Source organism: Dactylosporangium maewongense (assembly GCF_039531485.1).
Classification (GTDB): domain Bacteria; phylum Actinomycetota; class Actinomycetes; order Mycobacteriales; family Micromonosporaceae; genus Dactylosporangium; species Dactylosporangium maewongense.
This window is the reverse complement of sequence record NZ_BAAAQD010000003.1, coordinates 399159-424929: the sequence shown is the minus strand read 5'-3', so window position 1 is coordinate 424929 and position 25771 is coordinate 399159. Positions and strand designations below refer to the sequence as shown.

Below are 25771 nucleotides of genomic sequence, written 5' to 3'. Positions count from 1 at the left end.
TGATCGTGTCATGAGAGCCGCCTGGCGGGTGGCGCAAGTCCGTGCGGCCGAAGAGGCCCTCATGAAGACCCTGCCCGGCGGTGCGCTCATGCAGCGCGCCGCCGCCGGCCTCGCCAGGCGCTGCGCGCAGACCCTGCCCAAGGTGTACGGCAGCCGCGTCCTGCTCCTCGTCGGCCCGGGCAACAACGGCGGCGACGCGCTCTACGCCGGCGCCTTCCTCGCCCGCCGCGGCGTACACGTCTCGGCGCTGGTCCTGGACCCCTCCCGCGTCCACACCGGGGCGCTCGCCGCCCTGCAGGCCGCCGGCGGTGTCATCGGGTCTTCTTTCGCCGGCGGGTTCGATCTCGTGGTGGACGGCATCCTGGGCATCGGCGGCCGCGGCGGCCTGCGGGAACCGGTCGGGAGCCGCGTCGCCGACGTCGCCGGCGCGCTGCGCGGCACCCCGGTCATCGCCGTCGACGTGCCGTCCGGCGTGGACGCCGACACCGGCGCCGTCACCGGCATGGCCATCCACGCCGACATCACCGTCACCTTCGGCGTCCTCAAGCCCGGCCTGCTCGTCGGCGCCGGCGCCGTCCACAGCGGACTCGTCGAGCTCGTCGACATCGGCCTGACGCCCTTCCTCACCGGCGACCCCGCCTGCTACGTGCCCGACGCCGCCGACGTCGCCGCCTGGTGGCCCCGCCCCACCGCCGACGACAACAAGTACTCCCGCGGCGTGGTCGGCGTCGCGACCGGCTCCGACGAGTACCCGGGCGCCGCCGTCCTCTCCGTCGCCGGCGCCCTGGCCGGCCCCGCCGGCCTCGTCCGCTATGCCGGCGGCGCGGCCCCACTCGTCCGTACCCAGCACCCGACGGTCATCGCGAGCGACCGGGTCGCCGACGCCGGCCGGGTCCAGGCCTGGACGTGCGGCAGCGGTATGGGCACCGACGAGCGCGCCTACGCCGAGCTGCGCACCGTCCTCGGCGCGCCCGTCCCCGCCTGCCTCGACGCCAGCGCCCTCACCCTGCTCGTCGACGCCCGCATGGCGGACTGGCTCCGCGACCGCGACGCCCCGACCGTCGTCACCCCCCACGACGGCGAGTTCCAGCGCCTCGCCGGCGGCGCCCCCGGCGACGACCGCATGGCCGCCGCCGCGCACCTCGCCGAGCGCATTGACTGCGTCGTCCTGCTCAAAGGCAACCGCACGATCGTCGCCACCCCCGACGGCCGCGTGTACGTCAACCCGACCGGCACCCCCGCCCTCGCCACCGGCGGCACCGGCGACGTCCTCGCCGGCCTGCTCGGCTCCCTGCTCGCCGCCGGCCTGCCCGCCGAACAGGCGGCGGTCGGGGCCGCCTTCACCCACGGCCTCGCCGGCCGCCTGGCCGCCACCACCGGCCCGGTCACCGCCGCCGACGTCGCCACCCACCTCCGCGAGGCGGTGTCAACCCTGCACCACTGACCCCCTCCGGCAATCCGCCCCGACACGCCGATCCCAGTCACGCTGCGTGTTCGCCCGCTGGCCGGGAACTGGGGTTGAGCCGGGTGGTGGGGGCACCGCTTAGGCTTAGGCGCATGTGGCAGGCTCAGGTCCGGATCGACCTCGACGCGATCCGGCACAACGTGGCGACCCTCAAGGGGATGCTGCGGCCTGGGACGGCCCTGATGAGCGTCGTGAAGGCCGATGCGTATGGGCACGGCATGCTGCGCGTCGCGGAGGCCGCTGTGCGGGGCGGGGCGACCTGGCTCGGCACCGCCACGCTCGACGAGGCGCTGGCGCTGCGTGAGCACGGCGCCGGCGGCGGGGTGAAGATCCTTTCGTGGTTGCACAGTCCCGGGCGGCCGCTGGGCGAGGCGGTCGCGGCGGACGTGGACCTGTCGGCGTCGTCGATCGACGCGCTGGACGAGATCGTGGACGCGGCGCGGAAGGTGCGGCGGGCCGCGGCGGTGCATCTGAAGATCGACACGGGGTTGTCGCGGAACGGGGCGGGGCGCGGGGACTGGCCGGCGTTGGTCACGGCGGCGGCGAAGGCGCAGGCCGACGGGGACGTGGAGATCGCGGCGATCTGGAGTCACTTCGCGTGCGCGGACGAGCCGGGGCACCCGTCGATTCTGCGGCAGCAGCTGGCGTTCGACGAGGCGCTCGACGTGGCGGCCGGGCTGGGGGTCGAGCCGCCGCTGCGGCACTTCGCGAACTCCGCGGCGGCGCTCACGCTGCCCGAGAGCCACTTTGAGCTGGTCCGAGTGGGTTTGTCCACGTATGGGCTCTCGCCGATTCCGGGTGGCGCGCCTGACCTGCGGCCCGCGATGAGTGTCCATGCGCGCGTGGCGCTGGTGAAGGCCGTCCAAGCCGGCGAAGGCGTGTCGTACGGCCACACGTACAAGATTCTCAAGGACACCAACCTGGCGCTGGTGCCGGTCGGGTACGCCGACGGGGTGCCACGCTCGGCGAGCAGCCGCGGGCTCGTCCACATCGGCGGGAAGGTGCGCCGGGTCGTCGGACGGGTGTGCATGGACCAGATCGTCGTGGACTGCGGCGACGACGACGTCCGCGCGGGCGACGAGGCCGTGCTCTTCGGCGCCGGCACGCGCGGGGAGCCGACCGCCGACGACTGGGCCGTGGCCGCCGACACGATCAACTACGAGATCGTCACGCGGATGGGCAGCAACAGAACGCCGCGGGTGTACCTGGGAGAGAGCGCATGACGGGTAGCGAGGTCGAGAAGAGCAGCCGGCGCCGGAAGGTCGGGATCATCGGCGCGATCCTCGGTGTGGCCGCCGCTGGTGTCGCCGCCGGGGTCGCGACCGAGCGGTACCTCGTGCACCGGTCCAAGAGCGCCGACGACGTCTACGCCGACGAGGAGTTCGGCGTCTGGGACTCCGACGAGGAGCTGACCGTCACCACCGACGACGGCATCGAGCTGCACGTCGAGATCGTGGACGGGCCGGAGGACGGGCCGGACGACGCGCCCACGCTGGTGTTCGTGCACGGGTTCTGCCTCGACATGGGCACGTTCCACTTCCAGCGCAGGGCGCTGGAGGGCAAGCACCGCATGATCTTCTACGACCAGCCGGGCCACGGCCGCTCCGGGAAGCTCCGCAAGGGCGAGTACTCCCTCGACGCCCTCGGCGCGGGGCTCCGCGCGGTCCTGCAGGCGGCCGCCCCGACCGGCCGGGTCGTCCTGATCGGCCACTCCATGGGCGGCATGACCATCATGGCGCTGGCCGAGCAGGTCCCGGAGCTGTTCGAGTCGCGGGTCGACGCCGTCGTGCTGATCTCCACGTCCGCCGGCAAGCTGGACCAGGTCACGTTCGGCCTGCCGGAGGTGGTCGCGAAGTTCAAGCGGCCGCTGCTGCCGGTCGTCGGCATCGCCGGACCGATCAGCTCCGGTGTCGTCGACCGCGCCCGGCGGGCGTCCACCGACCTCGCGTGGCTGCTGACCCGCCGGTACGGCTTCGGCACCGCCCGCCCGAGCCCCGCCCTCGTCTCGTACGTCGAGAAGATGAACACCACCACGTCGACGGACGTGATCGCGCGGTACCTGCGGACCCTCTACACCCACGCCCGGCTGCTGGTCCTCGGGCCGCTGCGCAAGGTGCCGGTGCTGCTCGTCTGCGGGGACCGGGACGTGCTCACCCCGCTCACCCACACCCGGGAGATCGCCGCGGTGCTGCCGGAGGCGGAGCTGGTCGTCGTCGCCGACGGCGGGCACGTCGTGATGCTCGAGCACGCCGAAGAGGTCAACGACGCCATCGAGACGTTCCTGAAAAGGGTCCAGGACCGGTGACGCAAGCGGTACAGCTGCCGACAGCCGCCGACACGCACGAGTTCGGGCGGAAGCTCGCCACGGTCCTCCACGCCGGGGACATCGTGCTGCTCACCGGACCGCTCGGCGCCGGCAAGACGGCGCTCGCGCAGGGGATCGGCAAAGGGCTGGACGTGCAGGGCGCGGTGACGTCGCCGACGTTCGTGATCGCCCGCGTGCACCGTCCCGTCGTCGCCGGGCGCCCCGCGATGGTGCACGTCGACGCGTACCGCCTCGGCGACGTCAAGGACCCCATCGGGGAGCTCGACGCCCTCGACCTCGACGCCACCGTCGAGGACTCGGTGACGCTCGTCGAATGGGGCGAGGGGTTCGTCGAGCACCTCGCCGACGACCACCTCGAGCTGCGCCTGACCCGCCACGACGACGACACGCGCACCGTCACCGTCGTCCCGCACGGCGCCGGCTGGCCCGCCCGGGTGGCACATCTCGTACCGGCGAAGAAAACGCCATGAAGCAGCGCTGAAGCCTAGGCGGGCTGCAGGACTTCCCAGACGTCGATCGATGTGCCTTCGTCGTCGGTCCGGCGGGCCAGCAGGTGCCGCCCCTGGTGGCAGAACGCGGTCCGGACCTGCCGCGCCGGCGACAGGTCCGCGCGGAACACCTCCGCCTCCGTCTCGACGTCCCGCACGCACACCGAGCCGTCGAGCACCGCGGCCCGCAGCCGCCCGTCGGGGCTCGCCATCTCGGTCGCGAACGCGTCCGCGCGGCTCGTGCCCGTGTAGCCGGCGAACCGCCGCATCAGGTCCTCCCCGACGATCCGGTCGAGCCGAGCCCCGGTCGCCAGGTCCCACACGGTGGCCACGTCCCGCCGGTACCGGCCGACGCTCGCCGCACCCTCACCGGACGCGACGAGCCGCCACTCGCCCTCGTTGACGAGGACCGCGTCGGGCCGGTGCCCGTCGGAGAAGCTGCTGGTCATGCGCCCCGACAGGACGTCCCACACGGCGAAGTGCCCGTCGGCGTCCCAGGTGACCAGCGACAGCTGCTGGTTGGGGCCGAGCGCCACCTGCCCGTGCTGCGGGCGGCCCGCGCCGCGACCGGGGCGCAGCTCCGTGACCAGCGCACCGCTGTCGACCGCGCGGACCTTCACGTACTCGCCGGTCCGCGACCACTCGACCAGCATCCGGCGGTCCGGCATCAGCAGCCAGTCGCCCGCGACCCGCAGGTGGTGCCGCTTCGCGAGCTGGAACCGTTCGGCGGTCGGCACGATCCGCACGTGCGCCGCGGCCGCGCCCGACACCACCATGCCGCCGACCGGCACGCGGTGCTCCAGCAGCACCCCGCCGGTGCGTCCAGCGGTGAGGTCGAAGACCCGGTCGTCGGCGGTGCGGACCTGCGCGAGTGGCGCGCCCGCCGGATACGGCTCGCCCTCCTTCGCCAGCCAGCGCACCAGCCGCCCCCGCCCGCCGGGGACCGTCCACGCGAGCGGCTCGACCCGCCACGGCGCGGGGTCCGCCGGCAGCGTCCGCGTCCCCCTGTCGCCGGCCAGCCGGGCCGCGCCGCGCAGCACCGCCAGCTCCGGCTCCGGCGGCCGCGTCACCGGACGGCCGAGCCCCGCGTGCAGCGCCTGCGCCACCCCCGGCAGGTGCGAGCAGCCGCCGTCGAGCACCACGGCCGCCAGCTCCGCCGGCACGATCCCGGCGCGCGCGACCACCGCCCGGCAGCTGGCGATCAGCCACCGGTTCGCCGGCTCGGTCAGCTGCTCCAGGAGGTTCCGGCGGATGGTGTACGGCGGAGCTCCCGGCTCGACCTGGTCCGTCGCCTCCGGCGCCTCGCTCAACCGATGCTTGAGCCTGCGCACGATGTCGAGGGCGTGGAAGTTGGCCCGCACGCTGGTGTCGCCGCCGGCCGCGAACGCAGGCTCCACCCACTCCGCCAGGGTGGCGCGCAGGTCCGCGGCGAGCACCACGTCGAGGTCGCGCCCGCTGCCGGAGCTCTCCTGGCTCAACGGCACCGCCATCCCGCGCTGCACCTGCGTCAGCGTGGCGCTCCAGGTTGCCCCGAGGTCGCAGACCAGCACATACGCGCCGTCGGGCAGGTCCAGCTGCGCCAACGGGTCGGCGACCGCCGCCGACGGGTCGTGCACCAGCTCCACGTCCGGGAACCCGGCGACCGCCGCGGCCGTCACCAGCATCTCCCTGCGCGGGTCGTGCGTCCGATACGCCGCCGGCACCGTCACCGCGAGCCGCCTGACGTCGCCGTGCTGCCGCCGCGCCTCCTGGACGACCGCGTCGAGCGCCGCCGCGACCAGCTCGGCGCCGTTGACCAGCTGGTCGCCGAGCCAGATCGGGGCGTTCGCGTCGACGGCCCGCCGCACCCCGTCGACGTAGTGCCGGGGGTGCTGGTTCCTGAGCTGCTCCCCGGCGACCAGCCGCTTGCTCGCCGGGTCGAGGCTCGCCCCGCCGGGCCAGCGGGCGGCGCCGGTCGCCGGATCCCGCACGAGATGCAACTGGTCCCGCGTGACGACGGCGGCGGACAGTGCCCAGGACCCCAGGTCCACGACCAGGACCGGCTCAGTCATACCGCTCTCCCTGCCGCGCGCGGGTCGATGTCGGCCGATGCTAGGCCTGGCTCGTTGCAGGCCTGTTAACTGACGCGGACGACGACCGCGGGAAGTGTCGGACCCGGTCGGTAGAGTTGGCGGCGTGCTGGTGATGGTGGTGGACTCCTCGACGCCCGCGGTGACGGCCGCGCTCGTCCGCGTCGACGAGCTCGCGGTCACCGTCGTCGCCGAGCGCGTCACCGTCGACGGCAAGGCTCACGGCGAGCTGCTCGCCCCGCAGATCCATGCGGTCCTCGCCGAAGGTCAGGTGGCGCCCGGCGACCTGGCCGCGGTCGTCGCCGGCACCGGCCCCGGCCCGTTCACCGGCCTGCGCGCCGGCATGGTCACCGCCGCCGCCCTCGCCCACGCCCTCGACGTCCCGGTCTATGGCGTCTGCTCCCTCGACGGCATCGGCCACCCCCTCCCCGGCCGCGTCCTCGTCGCCACCGACGCCCGCCGCAAGGAGATCTATTGGGCCGTCTATCACGACGGCACCCGCGTCACCGGCCCGGCCGTCGACAAGCCCGCCGCGGTGGCCGCCGGTGGAGGCCTTGTCGTCGACGCGGCGGCGGGTGACGGGGCCGGGAAGTATGCCGATGTGCTCGGCCTGCCGGTGCTGCCGCTGCTGTATCCGTCCGCGCGGGCGCTCGCCGAGCTGGCCGCCGACCGGGTCCTGTCCAAGGCGCCCAGCGAGGCGCTCGTCCCGCTCTACCTGCGCAGGCCCGACGCCGTCGCGCCCGGCGAGCGGAAGCCGGCGCTGCGGTGAGCGTCCAGCTGGCCGAGCTCCGCTGGTTTCACATCGAGTCGCTGCTGCCGATCGAGGACGAGCTGTTCGGCGAGGAGCGTTGGTCCGCGGGCATGTTCTGGAATGAGCTGGCCAACGGTCACCACTATCTCGTGGCCCTCGACGGTGAGCGGGTCGTCGGCTATGCCGGGCTGGCCCTCGCCCCGCCCGACGAGGCGTGGATCCAGAATGTCGGGGTCCGCAAGGACGCGCAGCGGCAGGGCATCGGTCGGCGGCTGCTCGAGGCGCTGCTCGACGAGGCGGCCCGGCACGGCATCCAGCAGGTGCTGCTCGAGGTCGCCGTCGACAACCTGCCCGCGCAGAAGCTGTATGCCGGCTACGGGTTCGAAGGTGTCGGCGTCCGCAAGGGCTACTACCAGCCGAGCAACACGGATGCGTTGGTGATGAGACGTGAAGACTGAGCCCCTCGTCCTCGGCATCGAGACGTCCTGCGACGAGACGGGCGTCGGCATCGTCCGCGGGCACACGCTGCTCGCCGACGAGGTCGCGTCCAGCGTGGAGGAGCACGCGCGGTTCGGCGGGGTCGTCCCCGAGGTCGCCAGCCGCGCGCACTTCGAGGCGATGGTCCCGACCGTCCAGCGCGCCCTCGACACCGCGGGGATCACGCTCGGCGACGTCGACGCGATCGCCGTCACCGCTGGGCCCGGGCTCGCCGGTGCGCTGCTCGTCGGTGTCGCCGCGGCCAAGGCGTATGCGCTCGCCGCCGGCAAACCGATCTATGGCGTCAACCACCTCGCCGCGCACGTCGCCGTCGACACCCTCGAGCACGGCCCGCTGCCCGAGCCGGCGATCGCGCTCCTCGTCTCCGGCGGCCACTCGTCGCTGCTGCGGGTCGACGACCTCGCCGGCCGGGTCGAGCCGCTCGGCGCCACCATCGACGACGCCGCGGGGGAGGCGTTCGACAAGGTCGCGCGGCTGCTCGGGCTGCCGTTCCCGGGTGGCCCGCCGATCGACCGAGCCGCCCGCGAGGGGCAGATCGTCATTCCGTTCCCGCGCGGGCTGACCGCCGCCCGGGACCTGGTCGAGCACCGGTTCGACTTCTCGTTCTCGGGCCTGAAGACCGCGGTCGCGCGCTGGGTCGAGGCCCGGCAGCGCACCGGCGAGCCGGTCCCCGTCAACGACGTCGCCGCCAGCTTCCAGGAGGCGGTCTGCGACGTGCTCACCGCCAAGGCCGTCGACGCCTGCCTCGCCGGCGGCGTGCGGACCCTCGTCATCGGCGGCGGCGTCGCCGCCAACTCCCGCATCCGCGCCCTCGCCCAGGAGCGCTGCGACAAGCACGGCATCACGCTGCGCGTCCCGCGCCCCAACCTCTGCACCGACAACGGCGCCATGGTCGCCGCCCTCGGCTCTCACCTCGTCGCCGCCGGCACCACCCCGGGCCGGCTCGCCCTGCCCACCGACTCCGCGATGCCGATCACCCTCGTCACCGCCTGACCACCCGCCCCGCTGCACAGCGGAATCCACCGCCCAGCGAGCACGGCCGCCCGCCGGCCGGAGCCGTTTGCGTTGGAGCGGCCGTTGGCGGGAGCGGCTGTTCGGCGGGCGGAGTCGTTCGGCGGGAGCGGCCGTTCGACCTGCACGGCGGAATCCACCGCCCGCCGGAATTCACCGTTCGACGGGGCGGCCGTCCGGCGGGGGAGCCGTTTGGCGGGAGCGGCCGTCCGACCTGCACAGCGGAAGCGACCGCCCGCCGGAATTCACCGTTCGACGGGAGTGGCCGTCTGGCGAGAGTGGCCGTCTGGCGAGTGGCCGTCTGGCGGGAGGAGTTGTTCGACGGGAGTGGCTGTTCGGCGGGGAGCCCGTTTGGCGGGAGCGGCCGTTCGACCTGCACAGCGGAATCCACCGTTCGCCGGGAGCGGCTGTTCGGTGGGAGGAGCCGTTTGGTGGAGTGGCTGTTCGATGGGGGCGGCCGTTCGGCGGGAGGAGCACGAACAGCAGGAGTGGCCGACCGGCGGGTGCAGCTCGAACAGCGGTAGTGCTGGACTGGCGGGAGTTGCCGGCCGCCGGGGTGCAGGTTGAACAGCGGTAGTGGCGGACCGGCGGGGGTGGGCCGACCGGTGGGAGCGACTCGACTTGGACAGCGGGAGTGGCAGAGCGGTGAGCTGACCGATCGGTGGAAGCCGCCTGCGTCGCCGATCGGTGGGAGTCGTTGACCGGTGGGAGCAGCTTGAACAGCGGGGTTGGCCGGCCAGCGGGAGTGGCGAATCGGCGGGAGCTGCTGATCGGTGGGAGCGGCTCGACGTGGACGGTGGGAGTGGCCGGGCGGTGGAAGTTTGGACCGGTGGGAGTCGGCGTCCGCTGGGAGCGGCTGCGAGCCAGAGCGGTCAGCTGGTCAGGAGCAGCCCGACCAATCGGAGCGGTCGGCCGGCAGAAGTGATGGACCAGTTGAGCGGCCGGTGGGAAGGAATCGTCCGGCCAGCCGGGGCGGTCGGCTGGCAGAAGAGGCGTGACCCACTGGAGCAGCCGGTCCGCAGAAGTGGGCCGACCAGCCAGAGCAGCCAGTCCGCCGCAGCGGCCGGCCAGTCAGAGCAGGCGGCTCGCAGGGGGCGGTCGGTGGGGTGGCATGGTGGGCAGGAGCGGGAAGGACGGTGGGAGTGGCATGGGAGTAGAGTCCAGCGCCGTGATCGTGCGCATGTGGGAGGTCCGGGCGCACCCGGAGGCGTTCGACGAGCTGCTGTCGTGGGTGTGTGAGGCGATGCTGCCCAAGGTCGAGGTGCATCCGTTGCACATCAGCAGTGAGGTGTACTCGTCGACGGACCATCGGCTGGTGGTGATCGCGAAGTGGCGGGGGAGCACGCCTGAGGAGTTCGCGGACCCGCCGTCGCATCTCGTGTCGCGGCGGCCGCAGGCGTGGGACTTCACCGAGGTCGACCGCTGAGGACGGGCCGCGGGGGCGGTCCGGCGGGCGGAAAATGTAAGGCGTCCGACCGGTCTTCCGGGTTACCGTCGGCGGGCCATGAAACGGTTGCCGATCGACGAGCCGGGGGAGCCTGACAGCAGGTCCGCCGCGCGGTTTCTGCTATGGGTGCTGCGGCACCAGCTGCCGACGATCATCGCGGGGATCGCGCTCGGGATCGTCTGGATGGTGAGTCAGGCGCTCGTGCCGGCGGCGCTCGGTGCGGGGGTCGACGCGTTGACCAGCCATGACCGGGGTGCGCTGGGCGCGGCGGGTGGGGCGCTGCTCGGGCTCGGGACGGTGACCGCGGTCAGCGGCATCATGCGGCACCGGTTCGCCGTCACGAACTTCCTGTCCGCCGGGTTCCGGACCATGCAGGTCACCGCCCGGCACGCGACGCGGCTCGGGGCGACCCTGCCGAAGAAGGTCGCCACCGGCGAGGTCGTGAGCATCGGCACCACGGACTTCGATCATGTCGGGTACGCGATGGATGTCACCGCCCGCGGTGGTGGGGCCGTCGTCGCGATCGTCGTCGTGTCCGTGCTGCTGCTCGACGTGTCGGTGCCGCTCGGGCTCGTCGTCGTCATCGGCGTGCCGCTGCTCGTGGCCGTCGTGGGGCTGCTGCTCAAGCCGCTGCACCAGCGTCGCCGCGCGCAGCGGGAGCTCGCCGGCGCGCTCACCGGCCGCGCCGCCGACATCGTGTCGGGGCTGCGGATCCTGCGCGGCATCGGCGGTGAGGACGTCGTGTCGGGGCGGTACAGGACCGAGTCGCAGCAGGTGCGCGCCGCCGGCATCCGGGTCGCGATGGTCGAGACGCTCCTCGAAGGCGCCCAGATCCTGCTGCCGGGGCTGTTTGTCGCGCTGGTCACGTGGCTCGGCGCCAGGTTCGCCGTCGCGGGCAAGATCACGCCGGGTGAGCTGGTCGCGTTCTACGCGTACGCGGCGTTCCTCGTCAGCCCGCTGCGGACGCTCACCGAGGTCGCGGAGAAGGTGACCCGCGGGCACGTCGCCGCCGGCCGGGTCGTGTCGCTGCTGCGCGTCGAGCCCGAGCTGCACGACCCCGCCCGTCCGGAGGCGCCGCACGACGGCGACCTCGAAGACCCCGGGTCGGGCTTCACCGCGGGCCACGGCCGGCTCACCGCCATCGCCGCCGCCCGCCCCGAGCACGCCGCGGCCATCGCCGACCGGATCGGCCTGCTCGACCCCGGGTCGGAGGCGAGGCTGCTCGGCGTGCCGCTGCGGACCATGCGGATCGACGACGTCAGGTCGCACGTGGTCGTCGCCGACAACGACGACCGGCTCTTCCGCGGCCGGCTCCGCGACGAGCTGGGCAGCAACCGAACCACAAAAAGCAACCAAACCACAAAAAGCCACCAAACCGCGCAGAGCGACACCGCCGTGCTGGGCGCGCTGGAGACGGCCGCGGCGCAGGACATCGTCGACGCGCTCCCCGACGGGCTCGACACGGAGATCGCCGAGCGGGGGCGCGACTTCTCCGGCGGGCAGCAGCAGCGGCTGCGGCTCGCCCGCGTGCTCGCCCTCGACCCGCCGGTCCTGGTGCTCGTCGAACCCACCAGCGCCGTCGACACCCACACCGAGGCCCTCATCGCGCGGCGCCTGCCGGCCGCCCGCGCCGGCAGGACCACCGTCGTGTGCACCACCAGCCCGCTGCTGCTGGACCGGGCCGACGTGGTCGCGTTCGTCGACGCCACCGGCCGGGTCGCCGCCACCGGCACCCACCGCGAGCTGCTCGCCACCTGCCCCGCGTACAGCGCGACCGTCACCAGGGAGGAGGACGCCTGATGCTGCTGCCCGTCGCCTCCGGCGCCGAGGTCCGCGCGTACCTGCGGCGGCTCGTCCGCGAGCACCCGCGGATGCTGGCGCTGGTCGTCACCCTGCACGTCAGCGCCGCGGTCGCCGGCCTCGTCACCCCGCGCCTGCTGGGCGACCTGGTCGAGAAGACCTCCGCCGGCACCACCACCTGGACCGTCGACCGGATCGCGCTCACCATCACCGGTTTCGTCGTCGCCGTGTCGGTACTGGTGCGCTACGCCAGACTCGCCTCCGCCCGCCTCGGCGAACAGGTCCTCGCGACGCTGCGGGAGGAGTTCGTCGACCGGGTCCTCGCCGTCCCGCCGTCCACGGTGGAGCGTGCCGGCACCGGCGACCTGCTCACCCGCGCGTCCCGTGACGTCGAGGGGACCTCGGACACGGTCCGGTTCGCCGTGCCGGAGGTCGTCGTCGGCATCCTGCAGGTCATCCTGACGATCGGCGCCGTCGCGCTCGTGTCGCCGCTGTTGCTGCTGCCGGCCCTCGTCGCCGTGCCGATCCTGTGGGGTGCTTCGCGCTGGTACTTCCGGCGGGCGCCGGCCGGATACCTCGCGTCCAGCGCCGCGTTCGCCGAGCTGACCGACGGGCTCGCCGAGACCGTCGAGGGCGCCCGGACCGTGGACGTCCTGCGGCTGCGGCGGCGCCGGGTCGAGCGCACCCAGGAGCATCTGCGCGGCCTGTACGACCGGAACATGTACACGCTGAAGCTGCGCACCGTCTGGTTCCCGCTGACGGAGTTCGGCTACGCGCTGCCGGGCGCGGTCACGCTCGTCGCCGGCGGGTGGTTCGTCGCGGAGGGGTGGGCGACGGTCGGTCAGGTCACCGCGGCCGTCCTGTACTTCCTGGCGCTCATCGACCCCCTCGACCGGGTCCTGTCGTGGTTCGACCACCTGCAGGTCGGGTTCGCCTCGTTCGCCCGGATCGTCGGCGTCCAGTCGGTGCCGGTCCCCGCCACCGGTGCCGCCGCGGTCCCCGCCGACGAGCGGATCGTCGCGCGAGGGGTGCGGTACGCGTACGTCGACGGCCGTGACGTCCTGCACGGCATCGACCTGGAGGTCCGGCCCGGGGAACGGCTCGCGATCGTCGGCCCGTCCGGCGCCGGCAAGTCCACCCTCGGCCGGCTCCTCGCCGGCATCTACCCGCCGGGCGGCGGCACAGTCACCATCGGCGGCGTCCCGCTGTCGGACCTGCCGCTGTCGTCGCTGCGCCGGCATGTCGCCCTCGTCACACAGGAGCACCACGTCTTCCTCGGGACCGTCCGCGACAACCTCGTCCTCGCCCGCCCGTCCGCGACGACCGCGGACCTCCGGCACGCGCTCGCCACCGTCGACGCCCTCGACTGGGTCGACGCCCTGCCCGCCGGCCTCGACACCGTCCTCGGCGAGCCGCCGCTGTCCCCGGCCCAGGCGCAGCAGCTCGCCCTGGCCCGGCTCGTCCTCGCCGACCCGCACACGCTGGTCCTGGACGAGGCGACGTCCCTCATCGACCCCCGTGCCGCCCGCCACCTGGAGCGTTCACTGGCGGGCGCGCTGCACGGGCGGACCGTCATCGCCATCGCGCACCGGCTGTTCTCCGCCCACGACGCGGACCGGGTCGCCGTCGTCGAGGACGGCCGGATCACCGAGCTCGGCACCCACGACGACCTGGTGGCCGCCGGCGGTGCCTACGCCGCCCTGTGGCGGTCCTGGCACGGCACCACCCACCAGCCCACGGCGTAGGGGGTCAGTGGAACGCGGCGTAGACGATGCCCAGCAGGACGGCCGCGACCAGCGCGATCGCGAACACCCACAGCACGTGCCGGTCGTTCGACGTGCCCGCGGGCGCCGGCGTCGGTGCCGGTGGGAGCGCCGGCAGGTCGTGGGTGGCGGCGCGCAGCTCGGCGAGGGTCTTCGCGGCGAGGACGGTGTCGCAGCGGTCGGCGAACTCGTCCAGGGTGAGGCGGCCGGCCTGGGTGTGGTGCTGGAGCGCGTCGATCACCCGCCGGCGGTCCTCGTCGGAGGCGCGCATGGCCGGTGCGTGCGGGCGGGCCTCGTCCGGCGGGGGCATGGTCAGTGGGTCGCGATGGGGGCGAGGACGGCGCCGGTGACCTTGACGAGGTCGTCGGGGGCGAGCTCGATCTGCAGGCCGCGCCGGCCGCCCGAGACGTACATCGTGGACAGTCCGGACACCGAGGCGTCGATGACGATCGGGAGCCGGGAGCGCTGGCCGACGGGGGAGATGCCGCCGGTCACGTAGCCGGTGGCGCGTTCGGCGGCGGCGGGCTCGGCCATCGCGGCGCGTTTGCCGCCGACGGCGGCGGCCAGGGCCTTCAGGTCCAGGGACGCGGAGACGGGCACGACACCGACCGTGAGCTGCCCGTCGACGGTGGTGACGAGGGTCTTGAAGAGGCGGTCGGGCGCGACGCCGAGGGCGGCCGCGGCGGCCTCGCCGTAGGAGGCGGCCCGGGGGTCGACCTCATACGTGTGTGGAGTGAACACGATCTTCTGCCGCGCCAACAGTGCGGTCGCCGGGGTGCCCTTGCTCGCCACTGGCCCACAATAGCGAGATGCAGATCGGTGCCGTCCAGATGTACCTGGGCTTCGGGCACATCTTCCTGGGCGCCACCAGCGGCCGGGACATGTCCGTGTTCGACGGCGACGGGCCGATCACGGCGACGGACCGGCACGTGCGGGTGGCGGCCAGGCCGCAGGTCGGGCTGGTCAGGGTCAGGTTGTGGCAGGGGGCGGGGCCGCGGGTCGGGCGGCTGGTGTTCGACGGGGTGCTGGACCTGCCGGACGCGCGGTTCTGCGTGGAGGAGGCGACGGGGCTGTCGCGGTTCGTGACGAAGGTCAGCTCGGTGGAGCCGCGGGTGCTCGTCGCCGTCGACGACCCGGGGCACGCGTCGCGGATCGACGTGGTGCTGGAGCCGGAGTTCGTGCCGCGCAGCGCGCAGGTGTGGACGTCGGGCGATCCGCCGTTCCCGAAGCTGACAGTCGCGCCGACCGCGCCGCGGCACCGGGCGGACGTGTTCGCCGACGCGCTCGCCGGGCACGACTTCCCGCGGCGGCGCCTGGCGGCGGCGCTGACGGTGATGGCGGAGGAGCGGCGGGTCCGGGGGTCGGAGCAGATCGTCGCGTTCTTCATCAACGACGTCGTCGAGTGGCTGCGGTGGCTGCACGAGCGCGTGACGTGGGACATGTGCCGGGAGTCGGGGCGGATGCTCACGGAGCAGCTGGGCCGCCGCCCGCCGGAGGACCTCGCCGACGACGTCCTCATCGACCTCCAGCGCCGCCTGGGGCAGCAGCTCTACTGAGCGACGGGCCGCAGCAGGAGGACGGCGGGGGCGCCGGCGACCCTGGTCAGCGCGATCACCGCGGGCCGGGTGCCGGACAGGCGCAGCGACCTGCGCAGCTCCTCCACGTCCAACGCCGAGCCGCGTTTCAGGATCGTCAGGGAACCGACGTCGAGGGCGCGCAGCGCCGCCCGGAGCCGCTTCAGGGCCACCGGCAGCTGGTCGAGCACCTCGTAGCAGCGTCCGAACGGGGTCGGCACGGCAGAGGCGGTGTAGACGTAGGCGATGGTCGGGTCGGCGATGGTGCCGTCGACCGTGGCGGCGAACTCGGCGACGAGATGCGACCGCACCACCGCCCCGTCAGGGTCATACACGAAATTTCCGACCTGTCCGACAGGTGCGGCGGTCGTGCCGGAACCGGTCAGCGAGAAGACCTGTGATCCCTGGAACAGGGTCGCGCGGCGGGGAGCGGCCGCGAGGGGGCCGCACCAGGCGGCGGCCTCGACCACGTCACCGTCGACCGAGACCCATTCCCCTTCCGCGCCGGGCGGCAGCAGCGCGTGGTCGATGCCCGGCGCGAGCTTCAGCACCGTCATCGGCACCCGCGCCGCCAGGCCGACCACGAAGTCCCACGGCGGCGAGTAGGCGCGGGGGTCGAACACCCGCCGCCCGCCGGACGTGCGCCTGGCGGGGTCGCAGAACACGGCGTCCACCTCGTCGAGGGGCACCTCGGTCGCGTCGCGGGCCTCCACCAGTACACCGGCCGCCAACCCCAACGCGTGGACGTTGGCCGACGCCGTCGAGGCCGTCTCCGGCGAGGCGTCGACCGCGTGCACGCGCAGCCCGGCGCGGGCGAAGGCGATCGTGTCGGCACCGATGCCGCAGCCGAGGTCCGCGACCCGGGTGGCGCCCGCGGCGGCGAGCCGGGCCGCCCGCCGGGCCGCGACGGGAGCCCTGGTCGCCTGCTCGAGGCCGGCGCGGGTGAAGTGCATCACCGCCGCGTCGGCGCCGAACTTCGTGACCGCCTTGCGCCGCAGCGCCACCTGGGTGAGCGCGGCGGCGGCGAGGTCGGGTGGGAAGCCGGCCGCCCGCAGCGCCGACGCGGCGGCGAGCGGGTCGCCGTCAGGGAGTGCGGCCGCGGCCTGGATCGCCTGTTCGAGCATGCGTCTATGAAATCCCTAGGATGCCCCCGGCCTTGCCGAGGCTCTTGCGAACCTTGAAGGTATAGCTGTCGCCGGCGTTCGACGAACCGTGCACGAGCCAGTAGTCGCCCTTGTCCTCCTTGGGCTGGCCCTCGGTCCAGTTCGGCGGCGCCTTCTTGCCGCCGTAGCTGCCGGCGATCGACTGGCTGGAGTAGCTGGCCATCCGGGCGGTGTTGCCGTTGTACCAGGCGTTGATGAAGTTCTGCACGTAGCTGGACGCGTCCGACGGGTACTCGGTCTTCTCGATGACGACGTCGGTGATGGCCTGCGGCTTGCCCAGGTTGTGCTCGTCGATCGTGACCTGGAGCTGGTCGCCGTGGTCGTTGCGCAGGACGCACTCGGAGCCGTCCTTCTTCACGTACTTCCAGTTGTGGTCGGCACCCTTCTCGATGTACTGGAAGTTGGACACGGCGCCGCTGCTCGCGAGCTGCTTGATCCGGTTCATGTCGTTCTTGGTCCAGGCGGACACGGCGGCCTGGCAGTAGCCCTTGGCGTCACCCGGATAGGTGGGTCCGGCGGCGCTCTTGTCCGCGACCGGATCCTGGGTGCCGCCGGTCCCGCCGGTGCCCCCACCGCCGGGCGACGCCGAGGCGCCGCCGGGGCCCTCGCCGAACTCGGCCGAGTTCGAGGGGCCGTTGCTGGCCTCCGCGGCAACGTCGCCGCCGTCCTTCTTGCCGCAGGCGGCGAGGGACCCCATGGTCAGGGTCGCGACGATCAACGTGCCGAGCAGCCTCTTCATACAGGTGAGCGTAGATCGGTATGTGATGTCGGGCCGCTGTCCGTCGCGTAGCCGACGACGGGTGATTTCGTGGCGTGTTTGGCACTCTCCTTGACGGAGTGCTAGCCCGCGACATAACCTCCGATTAGCACCCTCGACATGAGAGTGCCAGCCAACCGGCTGGAGCCGGCACCCGCGACGACGGCTTCACCGGGCACTCGATAGCGTAAGAAATCGATACCCCAGGAGGGTATGCCCGTGACTACCGCGACGAAGGTTGCGATCAAGCCGCTCGAGGACCGCATCCTGGTCCAGGCCAACGAGGCTGAGACGACCACCGCCTCGGGCATCGTCATCCCGGACACCGCCAAGGAGAAGCCCCAGGAGGGCACCGTCCAGGCTGTGGGCCCCGGTCGCATCGACGACAAGGGCAACCGGGTCCCGATCGACGTCAAGGTCGGCGACACCGTCATCTACTCGAAGTACGGCGGCACCGAGGTCAAGTGGGGCGGCCAGGAGTACCTCGTGCTCTCCGCCCGTGACGTCCTCGCGGTCATCGAGAAGTGACCCAGACCAAGTAGATCAGTGGCCACCGCCCCGGACCCGTGCGCAGGAGCGCTGCGGCCGGGGCGGTGTCGCTTTGAAGGGACATCACACGCATGGCGAAGATCCTGAGCTTCTCCGACGATGCGCGGCACCTGCTGGAGCACGGCGTCAACCGCCTGGCCGACACGGTCAAGGTCACGCTCGGCCCGCGCGGTCGCAACGTCGTCCTGGACAAGAAGTTCGGTGCCCCGACCATCACCAACGACGGTGTGACGATCGCGAAAGAGATCGAGCTCACCAACCCTTATGAGAACCTCGGCGCCCAGCTGGTCAAAGAGGTCGCCACCAAGACCAACGACGTCGCCGGCGACGGCACCACCACCGCCACGGTGCTGGCCCAGGCGCTGGTCCGTGAGGGTCTGCGCAACGTTACCGCCGGCACCAACCCGGCGGGCATCAAGCGCGGCATCGACCTGGCGACGGCCGCCGTCGTCAAGGCGCTCAAGGACAAGGCGACCCCTGTCGCCAGCCACACCGAGATCGCGCAGGTCGCCACCATCTCCGCGCAGGACGCCACCATCGGCGAATTGATCGCCTCGGCGATGGAGCGGGTCGGCCGCGACGGCGTCATCACGGTCGAGGAGGGCTCCACCCTCACGACCGAGCTCGAAGTCACCGAGGGCATGCAGTTCGACAAGGGCTACATCTCCCCGCACTTCGTGACCGACGCGGAGTCGCAGGAGGCGGTGCTCGAGGACACCTACGTCCTCGTCACCACCCAGAAGATCGCCGCGATCGAGGAGCTGCTGCCGCTGCTGGAGCAGATCGTCAAGGACAACAAGCCTCTGCTGATCATCGCCGAGGACGTCGAGGGCCAGGCCCTGTCGACCCTGGTGGTCAACGCCATCCGCAAGACCTTCAAGGTCGTCGCGGTCAAGGCGCCCGGCTTCGGCGACCGGCGCAAGGCCATGCTCCAGGACATCTCGATCCTCACCGGCGCCGAGCTCGTGGCCCCCGAGCTGGGCTACAAGCTCGAGTCGGTCGGCACCGAGGTCCTCGGCCGGGCCCGGCGCATCGTCGTGGGCAAGGAGCTCACCACGATCGTCGACGGCGGCGGCGAGCAGAGCGAGGTCTCCGCGCGGGTCGAGCAGCTCCGCAAGGAGATCGAGGCCTCCGACTCCGACTGGGACAAGGAGAAGCTCAACGAGCGGGTCGCCAAGCTCGCCGGTGGGGTCGCGGTCATCAAGGCCGGCGCCGCCACCGAGGTCGAGATGAAGGAGCGCAAGCACCGCATCGAGGACGCGATCTCCGCGACCAAGGCTGCGGTCCAGGAGGGCATCGTCCCCGGCGGCGGCGCCGCCCTGGCCCAGGTGCTCCCGGTCCTCGACGGCGACCTCGGCCTGACCGGCGAGGAGAAGGTCGGCGTCTCGATCGTGCGCAAGGCGCTCGTCGAGCCGCTGCGCTGGATCGCGCAGAACGCGGGCTTCGACGGTTACGTCGTCGTCGGCAAGGTCACCGCGCTCGACTTCGGCCACGGCCTCGACGCCGCCACCGGCGAATACGTCGACCTGGTCAAGTCCGGCATCGTCGACCCGGTGAAGGTGACCCACAGCGCGGTCTCCAACGCCGCCTCGATCGCCGGCCTGCTGCTCACGACCGAGAGCCTGGTCGTGGACAAGCCGGTCGCCCCCGAGCCCGCCGCCGGTGGCGGTCACGGCCACGGGCACGGCCACGGCCACTCGCACGGCCCGGGCTTCTGAGTTCTGAGCGTCGGAAGAAGGGCCCGGTCCTGTGACCGGGCCCTTCTTCCTTATGGATCGATTACCGCCCTTGGTGGGTGGTGGTGCGCGGCGCAGACTGGAGCCGTGCTCAGCAAACGGAACGGCGCGCTCGCCGGCATGGCCGCCGCAGGGGTGGCGCTCGGCGTCGCCGAGGTCGTCTCGATCCTGACCGGCGCGACCACCTCCCCGCTCGTTTCCGTCGGCGGGGTCGTGATCGACGCGGTGCCCGCACCCGTGAAGGACTTCGCGGTCGCGGTCTTCTACACGTACGACAAGATCGCGCTGCAGGCCGGGACGCTGCTGATCCTCGCCGTCTTCGCGGCGGTCGTCGGGATCCTGTCGCTGCGCCGGATGATGTACGGGTATGCCGGGATCGGCCTGTTCGCCGTGATCGGCGTCCTGGCGGCGATGACCCGCCACGACGCGCCCTGGTACGCGTTCGTGCCGACCGTCGCCGGGGCGCTCGCCGGCGCGGGCGTGCTGCGGTGGCTGCTGGTCCGGCCGCCGATCGAGTCGTATGAGCAGCGCCGCTTCTTCCTGCGCGCCGCCGGTGGCACGCTCGCCGCCGCGTTCGTCGCCGGCCTCACCGCCCGCTGGTGGGCGACCCGCCGCGACGTCGAGGCCGACCGCGCGGCCGTGCGCGTCCCGGTCGTGCCCGACACCGCCACGCCGCTGCCGGCGGAGGCCGACGCCAACCTGCCGGACCTGGCCCCGTTCGTGACGCCGAACAAGGACTTCTACCTCATCGACACCACCCTCGTCGTGCCGCAGGTGTCGCCGGAGGACTGGACGCTGCGCATCCACGGCCGGGTCGAGAAGCCGCTCACCCTCACCTTCGACGAGCTGCTCAAGCGGCCGATGATCGAGCGGTACGTGACGCTCGCCTGCGTCTCCAACGACGTCGGTGGCGACCTGATCGGCAACGCGAAGTGGCAGGGCGTGCGGATCGCCGACCTCCTCGACGAGGTCCGGCCGAAAGCCGGCGCCGACCAGGTGGTCAGCAGGTCCGTCGACGGATGGACCGCCGGCACCCCGACCGCGCTGCTGCGCGACGGGCGGGACGCGATGCTCGCGATCGCGATGAACGGCGAACCGCTCCCGATCGAGCACGGATTTCCCGTTCGAATGGTGGTGCCCGGCCTGTACGGATATGTATCGGCCACGAAATGGCTCGCCGAGCTGGAACTGACGTCGTTCGCCGACTTCGACGCGTACTGGATCAATCGCGGCTGGGCCCGGGAAGGGCCGGTCAAGACGCAGTCGCGGATCGACACACCCCGCGACGGCGGCCGGCCCGCGGCCGGCCAGGTCGTCATCGCCGGGGTCGCCTGGGCCCAGCACCGCGGCATCTCCAAGGTCGAGGTCCGCGTCGACGACGGCCCCTGGCAGCAGGCGAAGCTCGCCGCCGTGCCGTCGATCGACACCTGGCGGCAGTGGACGCTGCCGTGGACCGCGACGCCCGGCAAGCACCGGCTGACCGTCCGCGCCACCGACAACGGCGGCGACACCCAGACAGACGCCGTGGCGCCGCCGGACCCCGACGGCGCCACCGGATGGCACTCGGTGCAGGTCGAGGTGCGCTGACCCGCACATGTCCGCCGGCGCGGCCGGCGGCTCGTACTTGGAGACTCGCTCCCCGCCGTTACCGGGCGGCGGGGCGGGCGCGGTCGGTGCCGGCGCGGCGCCGCTGGGACGGCACGCTGGGCGCCGGGTGGGTGCGGATCGTGCGCAGCTGGATGGGCGGCGGCGAAGGACGCAGCCCGAGCTTCGCCTCCAGGCGCGACACGTCGACCTTCTCCTGGCCCCGCACGGCGCAGTCCTCCCAGCCGACGGCCAGCAGCCGCAGGCGCTCGCCCTCGCTGAAGCCGCCCCACACGCCGTACGGCTCGCGGGTCGCCAGGGCCTGCGCCGCGCACTGCGCCCGGACCGGGCACGCCCGGCACACGTTCTTCGCCGCCGCCTCACGCCGGCCGCGCGACGCGCCACGCTCGCCGTCCGGGTGGAAGAACTGCGCGCTGTCCCGCCCGCGACACAGGCCGAGACGTTGCCAGTCCCACATGTCCGCGATCGGGCCGGGCAGTCGAGTCACATTCGTCATTCGCCCCTCCTTCCTAGCTTGCGGGCCGGAATTCGCGAGTGGCACAAACCCTGTACAACGCGCGAGACCGCCGCAGGTAACGGGATGTCGTCGGTCAATTTCTCGTAGGCCAATCGCGGCGAAACCACGTCTAGATCTCGCCATTTCGTGTTTCTCTCTTTGAGAGAGAGGAGCACGACGGTGCGTACGATTTTGGTGTGTGTGCGAACACAGGTCGCGGCACAGACGGTCGCCGCGGCCGCGGCCAGGCTCGGAGTGGCACACGCGGTGCGGACCGCCGTCACGATGGTCGAGGCCCTGGCCCGTCTGAGTGAGCAGCCCGCGGACCTGGTGCTGGCCGACCCGACCCTCGCCCGGCCCGACAGCGCGGAGTTCTCCCGCCGCGTCCTGGCGGTGTCGCCGGGCTCGACGGTGGTCTTCTTCGGCACGGAGGAGCCCCGCGCGGCGGCGGCGGCGATCGCGGCCGGTGCCAGGGCGGTCATCCGGGTCGACACGGCGGACCCGGTCACGACGCTCGCGAAGGCGGTGCTGCTGGTGCTGAGCCAGGTCGGCCGCGGCAGCAACGGCGAGCCGGTCCTGCCCGCGCGGGTCGGCACGCCGGCCCAGACGCCCGGCGGGATGCTTCCGGCGGGCCGGGGGCTGCCCGGTGCGGCGAGGACGGCGGTCGGGGTGCCCAACGCCCGCATCGTGGGCGCCGGCGTGCCGCAGCAGCGCGGCGACATGCCCGGCGAACCGCCGCGGCGGCGCGTCGAGCTCACCGAGCGCGAGCTGCAGGTGCTGCGCGGCATGGCGGACGGCAAGAGCAACGCCGAGATCGGCCGGGAGCTCTTCGTCTCCGAGGACACGGTCAAGACGCACGCTCGCCGGCTGTTCCGGAAACTGGGAGCACGCGACCGGGCACACGCCGTAGCGGCGGCCTTCCGTGCCGGGTTGGTGAGCTAGCGTCGCGTGCCATGCCGCGTCGGTACCCCGCGCGCGGCAAACCTAAACGAAGGTGCCCGCGGACTCAGCCTTCGTTGTCGTCCGTGGCGCTCGCGAGTGCGTCGTGGACCCCGTCAGCGTAACCCCGCGCGTACTCCCATGTGACGTAATGGTCCGGGTCCGGGTCGAAAGCCGGCTCGTGCACCCGCGGCCGGCCCGACGTGAGCAGGTGCTTCAGGTTTCCCCGCAGCAGGTCCCAGTCGAAGTAATGCGGCTCGTGGCAGTCCTCACACTCGATGACGAGCCCACGGACACCGATCGCCGTGAGCAGCGCCTGGTAGATCTCGAGGTCGGCAAGGTCCTCGAGAACGTCCTGGCGCTCGGCGGCGGTCAACGGGTCGTCGGCACCGCTGTCGTCGAGCTCGGCCGAAGGATCGGCCGGGTCACCGGCGAACGGGTCGATGGGCTCTTCGTGCACGCCTCAACGGTAGCCCTAATACCGGCGTGTGTGGGGCTCGGTGTGCGGAGCGGTAGTAAGCCAGGGCACGTCCGGCCATGGCGGAGGGGGTGCGCCGTCGGGGCGGAAGTACGATGAGACGCACCCGCCGGAGACCGAGAGCTGGGATGCGCTTCATGGATTTCTCGCCGCGACCTGACGTGCTGTCACGCCCTTCCAGCAGCTCCGAGCTGCCTTTGGGCCTGACCTTCGACGACGTGCTGCTGCTGCCGGGCGAGTCAGACGTCGTGCCGAGCGCCGTCGACACGTCGAGCCACGTCACCCGCAACATCACCCTGCGCATCCCGCTGGTCTCCAGCGCGATGGACACGGTGACCGAGGCCAGGATGGCGATCGCCATGGCGCGCCAGGGCGGCATCGGCACGCTGCACCGCAACCTGTCGATCGACGACCAGGCGCAGCAGGTCGACCTGGTGAAGCGGTCCGAGGCCGGGATGGTCACCAACCCGGTGACCTGCTCGCCCGACGACACCCTCGGCGAGGTCGACAAGCTCTGCGGGCGATACCGGATCTCCGGCGTCCCGGTCGTCGACGGCGCCGGCCAGCTCGTCGGCATCGTCACCAACCGGGACATGCGCTTCGTCTCCGACCCGGCCACGCCCGTCCGCGAGATCATGACCGTCACCCCGCTCTACACCGCGCCCGTCGGGGTCAGCAAGGACGAGGCGCTCGCGCTGCTGCGCAAGCACAAGGTCGAGAAGCTGCCCATCGTCGACGGCTCCGGCAAGCTCCGCGGCCTGATCACGGTCAAGGACTTCTCCAAGAGCGAGAAGTTCCCGCACGCCACGAAGGACGACGCCGGCCGGCTCCGCGTCGCCGCCGCCGTCGGGGTCGGCGAAGACGCCTACAAGCGGGCCCGCACCCTCATCGACGCCGGCCTCGACATCGTCATGGTCGACACCGCGCACGGGCACAACCGGCAGGTCGTCGAGATGGTCGCCCGGCTGAAGAAGGAGACCACCGTCGACGTCGTCGGCGGCAACGTCGCCACGTATGCCGGCGCGAGGGCCCTCGCCGAGGCGGGCGCCGACGCGGTCAAGGTGGGCGTCGGCCCCGGCTCCATCTGCACCACCCGCGTCGTCGCGGGCGTCGGCGTGCCGCAGATCACCGCGATCATGGAGGCCGCCCGGGCCTGCGCGCCGCTCGGCGTGCCGGTCATCGGCGATGGTGGCATGCAGTATTCCGGCGACATCGCCAAGGCGATCGTGGCCGGCGCCAGCACCGTCATGCTCGGCAGCCTCCTCGCCGGCTGCGAGGAGAGCCCCGGCGACCTGATCTTCATCAACGGCAAGCAGTTCAAGTCCTACCGGGGCATGGGCTCGCTCGGCGCGATGCAGTCCCGTGGCCAGGCCCGGTCCTACTCCAAGGACCGCTACTTCCAGGATGACGTCCTGTCCGACGACAAGCTCGTCCCCGAGGGCATCGAGGGCCAGGTGCCCTACCGTGGCCCCCTCGCCGCGGTCGCCCACCAGCTCGTCGGCGGGCTGCGCTCCGGCATGGGCTTCGTCGGCGCCGCCACCGTCCCCGACATGCACGAGCGGGGCCAGCTCATCCGGATCACCGCGGCCGGGCTCAAGGAGAGCCACCCGCACGACATCCAGATGACCGTCGAGGCACCCAACTACCACTCGCGGTAGACACCCCTAGCAGGGCTTAACAATGGCAGGAGCGGCAAATGCGTGACGTGGTCGAGATCGGGCTGAGCAAGAGCGCCCGGCGTGGCTACCACCTGGACGACATCGCGATCGTGCCGACACGGCGCACCCGTGACGTCGACGACGTGTCGACCAACTGGCAGCTCGACGCGTACCCGTTCAAGATCCCGTGCGTGGCGCACCCCTCCGACGCCATCATGAGCCCGGCGACCGCCGTCGAGCTCGGCCGCCTCGGCGGGCTCGGCGTGCTCAACGTCGAGGGCCTCTGGACCCGCTACAGCGACCCGAGCAAGATCCTTGAGGAGCTGTCCGGGCTGGACGAAGACTCCCGGGCCACCAGGCGCCTCCAGGAGGTGTATGCGGAGCCCATCAAGCCCGAGCTCATCGGCGAGCGGGTCAAGGAGATCCGCGACGGCGGCGTCACGGTCGCCGTCCGAGTCTCCCCGCAGCACACCCTCGCCCTCGCGCCCGTCATCCTCGACGCCGGCGTCGACCTGCTGGTCATCCAGGGCACCCTCGTCTCCGCCGAGCACGTGTCGACGACCGACGAGCCGCTGAACCTCAAGGAGTTCATCGCCGACCTGGACCTGCCGGTCATCGTCGGCGGCTGCACCAACTACCAGACCGCGCTGCACCTCATGCGCACCGGCGCGGCCGGCGTGATCGTCGGCATCGGCGCCGACGAGTGGTCGACGACCGACCGGGTCCTCGGCATCCGCGTCCCGATGGCCACCGCCATCGCCGACGCCGCCGACGCCCGCCGCGACTACCTCGACGAGACCGGCGGCCGGTATGTCCACATCATCGCCGACGGCAACCTGCAGACGTCCGGGGACATCGCCAAGGCGCTCGGCTGCGGCGCCGACGCCGTCATGGTCGGTGAGCCCCTGTCGCGCAGTGAGTCCTCCCCGGCCGGCGGCGCCTGGTGGCACTCCGCCGCCAGCCACCCGAAGCTGCCCCGCGGCTCGTTCGGCTCCGCGGAGGAGTCCCTCGGCGACCTCGAGAAGGTCCTGTACGGCCCGTCCGAGGACCCCGACGGCGTCCTCAACCTGTTCGGCGGCCTCCGGCGCGCGATGGCCAAGTGCGGCTACCGCGACCTGAAGGAGTTCCAGAAGGTCGGCCTGGTCCTCGACCGCTGACCGGCGCGCGACGCCTGACGGCCCGGCCCCCGCCTCGGGGT

The 25771-nt window shown here is 72.6% G+C and carries 23 protein-coding genes and 1 pseudogene; 17 read left to right on the top strand and 7 right to left on the bottom strand.

The window, feature by feature from the left end; genetic code table 11:
• Positions 1–10: 10 nt before the first annotated feature.
• The 4 genes from ABD332_RS11560 to tsaE all read left to right on the top strand — a co-directional run bounded on the left by ABD332_RS11560 (position 11) and on the right by tsaE (position 4261).
• Positions 11–1444: an NAD(P)H-hydrate dehydratase gene (locus tag ABD332_RS11560; RefSeq protein ID WP_344501806.1), complete on the top strand. Its 1434-nt coding sequence runs from the start codon at positions 11–13 to the stop codon at positions 1442–1444.
• A gap of 113 nt (positions 1445–1557) precedes the next feature.
• Positions 1558–2688, top strand: coding sequence for an alanine racemase (gene alr / locus ABD332_RS11555; RefSeq protein ID WP_344501805.1), 1131 nt, complete (start codon positions 1558–1560; stop codon positions 2686–2688).
• Positions 2685–3770: an alpha/beta fold hydrolase gene (locus ABD332_RS11550; protein WP_344501804.1), complete on the top strand. Its 1086-nt coding sequence runs from the start codon at positions 2685–2687 to the stop codon at positions 3768–3770. The genes alr and ABD332_RS11550 overlap by 4 nt, the downstream gene beginning before the upstream one ends.
• Entirely contained in the window at positions 3767–4261 is a 495-nt protein-coding gene (gene tsaE, locus ABD332_RS11545) for a tRNA (adenosine(37)-N6)-threonylcarbamoyltransferase complex ATPase subunit type 1 TsaE (RefSeq protein WP_344501803.1), read from the top strand. The genes ABD332_RS11550 and tsaE overlap by 4 nt, the downstream gene beginning before the upstream one ends.
• A 14-nt stretch (positions 4262–4275) precedes the next feature.
• Here the strand turns inward: tsaE and ABD332_RS11540 are convergent, their stop codons facing one another.
• A complete protein-coding gene (locus tag ABD332_RS11540) occupies positions 4276–6330 on the bottom strand; it encodes an Hsp70 family protein (RefSeq protein ID WP_344501802.1) in 2055 nt (684 codons plus the stop codon).
• A gap of 124 nt (positions 6331–6454) precedes the next feature.
• Between ABD332_RS11540 and tsaB the strand changes: the two genes are divergently transcribed.
• The 6 genes from tsaB (at position 6455) to ABD332_RS11510 (ending at position 13600) form a co-directional block, all read left to right on the top strand.
• Complete coding sequence (gene tsaB / locus ABD332_RS11535; RefSeq protein ID WP_344501801.1) at positions 6455–7117, top strand: tRNA (adenosine(37)-N6)-threonylcarbamoyltransferase complex dimerization subunit type 1 TsaB; 663 nt, start codon at positions 6455–6457, stop codon at positions 7115–7117.
• Positions 7114–7557, top strand: a complete 444-nt coding sequence (gene rimI, locus ABD332_RS11530) for a ribosomal protein S18-alanine N-acetyltransferase (protein WP_344501800.1) — start codon at positions 7114–7116, stop codon at positions 7555–7557. Before tsaB ends, rimI begins: the two co-directional genes overlap by 4 nt.
• The gene (tsaD, locus tag ABD332_RS11525; protein WP_344501799.1) at positions 7547–8590 is read left to right on the top strand and encodes a tRNA (adenosine(37)-N6)-threonylcarbamoyltransferase complex transferase subunit TsaD; all 1044 of its coding nucleotides are present in this window, start codon (positions 7547–7549) and stop codon (positions 8588–8590) included. Before rimI ends, tsaD begins: the two co-directional genes overlap by 11 nt.
• Positions 8591–9776: 1186 nt before the next feature.
• Complete coding sequence (locus ABD332_RS11520) at positions 9777–10034, top strand: hypothetical protein (protein WP_344501918.1); 258 nt, start codon at positions 9777–9779, stop codon at positions 10032–10034.
• A 78-nt stretch (positions 10035–10112) separates the two neighbouring features.
• The gene (locus ABD332_RS11515; protein WP_344501798.1) at positions 10113–11855 is read left to right on the top strand and encodes an ABC transporter transmembrane domain-containing protein; all 1743 of its coding nucleotides are present in this window, start codon (positions 10113–10115) and stop codon (positions 11853–11855) included.
• Complete coding sequence (locus tag ABD332_RS11510; protein WP_344501797.1) at positions 11855–13600, top strand: ABC transporter ATP-binding protein; 1746 nt, start codon at positions 11855–11857, stop codon at positions 13598–13600. Before ABD332_RS11515 ends, ABD332_RS11510 begins: the two co-directional genes overlap by 1 nt.
• A 4-nt stretch (positions 13601–13604) precedes the next feature.
• Here the strand turns inward: ABD332_RS11510 and ABD332_RS11505 are convergent, their stop codons facing one another.
• Positions 13605–13928, bottom strand: coding sequence for a DUF1707 SHOCT-like domain-containing protein (locus ABD332_RS11505; RefSeq protein ID WP_344501796.1), 324 nt, complete (start codon positions 13926–13928; stop codon positions 13605–13607).
• Between the two features lie 2 nt (positions 13929–13930).
• Positions 13931–14410 (bottom strand): Cys-tRNA(Pro) deacylase, encoded by a 480-nt coding sequence (gene ybaK / locus ABD332_RS11500; protein ID WP_344501795.1) that lies wholly within the window; start codon positions 14408–14410, stop codon positions 13931–13933.
• Between the two features lie 17 nt (positions 14411–14427).
• Between ybaK and ABD332_RS11495 the strand changes: the two genes are divergently transcribed.
• Entirely contained in the window at positions 14428–15174 is a 747-nt protein-coding gene (locus ABD332_RS11495; protein ID WP_344501794.1) for a hypothetical protein, read from the top strand.
• Here the strand turns inward: ABD332_RS11495 and ABD332_RS11490 are convergent.
• Both ABD332_RS11490 and ABD332_RS11485 read right to left on the bottom strand, forming a co-directional pair.
• Positions 15168–16316, bottom strand: coding sequence for a class I SAM-dependent methyltransferase (locus tag ABD332_RS11490; RefSeq protein WP_344501793.1), 1149 nt, complete (start codon positions 16314–16316; stop codon positions 15168–15170). The two genes, ABD332_RS11495 and ABD332_RS11490, sit on opposite strands and share 7 nt — an antisense overlap.
• Positions 16317–16320: 4 nt before the next feature.
• Positions 16321–17094 carry a hypothetical protein gene (locus ABD332_RS11485; RefSeq protein ID WP_344501792.1) on the bottom strand — a complete coding sequence of 258 codons (774 nt, stop codon included), beginning with the start codon at positions 17092–17094 and terminating at the stop codon, positions 16321–16323.
• 231 nt (positions 17095–17325) lie between these two features.
• Between ABD332_RS11485 and groES the strand changes: the two genes are divergently transcribed.
• The 3 genes from groES (at position 17326) to ABD332_RS11470 (ending at position 20984) form a co-directional block, all read left to right on the top strand.
• Positions 17326–17640, top strand: coding sequence for a co-chaperone GroES (gene groES, locus ABD332_RS11480; RefSeq protein ID WP_203845131.1), 315 nt, complete (start codon positions 17326–17328; stop codon positions 17638–17640).
• A 92-nt stretch (positions 17641–17732) separates the two neighbouring features.
• The gene (gene groL / locus ABD332_RS11475) at positions 17733–19379 is read left to right on the top strand and encodes a chaperonin GroEL (RefSeq protein WP_344501791.1); all 1647 of its coding nucleotides are present in this window, start codon (positions 17733–17735) and stop codon (positions 19377–19379) included.
• A 105-nt stretch (positions 19380–19484) separates the two neighbouring features.
• Entirely contained in the window at positions 19485–20984 is a 1500-nt protein-coding gene (locus ABD332_RS11470) for a molybdopterin-dependent oxidoreductase (protein WP_425552179.1), read from the top strand.
• A gap of 175 nt (positions 20985–21159) precedes the next feature.
• On the opposite strand, the pseudogene ABD332_RS11465 reads toward ABD332_RS11470, so the two are convergent.
• Positions 21160–21498: pseudogene (locus ABD332_RS11465) on the bottom strand (WhiB family transcriptional regulator); the annotation flags it as partial.
• 180 nt (positions 21499–21678) lie between these two features.
• Between ABD332_RS11465 and ABD332_RS11460 the strand changes: the two are divergent.
• Positions 21679–22440, top strand: a complete 762-nt coding sequence (locus tag ABD332_RS11460) for a helix-turn-helix domain-containing protein (protein WP_344501790.1) — start codon at positions 21679–21681, stop codon at positions 22438–22440.
• A 64-nt stretch (positions 22441–22504) separates the two neighbouring features.
• Here the strand turns inward: ABD332_RS11460 and ABD332_RS11455 are convergent, their stop codons facing one another.
• Positions 22505–22897, bottom strand: coding sequence for a DUF5319 domain-containing protein (locus ABD332_RS11455; RefSeq protein WP_327008183.1), 393 nt, complete (start codon positions 22895–22897; stop codon positions 22505–22507).
• Between the two features lie 146 nt (positions 22898–23043).
• On the opposite strand from ABD332_RS11455, the gene guaB reads away from it, so the two are divergent.
• Together guaB and ABD332_RS11445 are read left to right on the top strand one after the other, a co-directional pair.
• Entirely contained in the window at positions 23044–24573 is a 1530-nt protein-coding gene (gene guaB, locus ABD332_RS11450) for an IMP dehydrogenase (protein WP_425552177.1), read from the top strand.
• A 38-nt stretch (positions 24574–24611) separates the two neighbouring features.
• The gene (locus ABD332_RS11445) at positions 24612–25730 is read left to right on the top strand and encodes a GuaB3 family IMP dehydrogenase-related protein (RefSeq protein WP_344501789.1); all 1119 of its coding nucleotides are present in this window, start codon (positions 24612–24614) and stop codon (positions 25728–25730) included.
• Positions 25731–25771 lie beyond the last annotated feature (41 nt).